The sequence below is a fragment of the Streptomyces lydicus genome (assembly GCF_000717345.1).
GTDB classification, from domain to species: domain Bacteria; phylum Actinomycetota; class Actinomycetes; order Streptomycetales; family Streptomycetaceae; genus Streptomyces; species Streptomyces lydicus.
On record NZ_JNZA01000103.1, the window covers coordinates 1 to 608 of the forward strand.

At 67.9% G+C, this 608-nt stretch carries 1 pseudogene; it reads left to right on the top strand.

Going from position 1 to position 608, the window contains the following annotated elements:
• Positions 1–331 (top strand): annotated as a pseudogene (locus tag OO62_RS41890) (hypothetical protein); the annotation flags it as partial.
• Between the last annotated feature and the right edge of the window lie 277 nt (positions 332–608).

Genomic DNA, 608 nt, shown 5'->3' on the forward strand with positions numbered 1-608 from the left:
TCCGGAGTTTTGGGTGCGGCATGTGCGGGATGCGGTGCGGTTTGCGGATCAGATTTCCTGGTTGGAGAACGCGGGTGTCTCGACGTTTGTGGAGATGGGACCGGGCGGCGTACTGACCGCCATGACACAGGACTGTGTCACCCGCCCCGACGCCCTCCTCGTGCCCATGCTCCAGAAGAACCTGCCGGAGGATCACGCAATTCTCCAGGCACTGGCGGAATTGCACGTCGGCGGTGTCGCGGTTGATTGGGACGCATTCTTCGCCGAGCGCGGCGGCCGGCGCGTAGAGCTGCCCACCTACGCCTTCCAGCGGCAGCACTACTGGCTCGATGGCGCTTCCGGCCGACGCGAGCGCGAGCGTGACCGGGACGCCGGCCGCGGCGAGGGCCTGGGCCAGGGCGAGAGCCAGGGCCGGACATCCAGGTCACCTGCGGACTCCTGGCGTTATCGGGTGATGTGGAAGCCGGTGGCGGTTGAGGGTTCGGTGCCGGTGGTGGCGGGTCGGTGGCTGGTGGTGGTGCCGGCTGGGTTTGAGAGTGACGCCGCGGTGATGGGCGTCGTGGCTGCGTTGGAGGAGCGCGGCGTTGAGGTGCGACGGGTGGTGATTG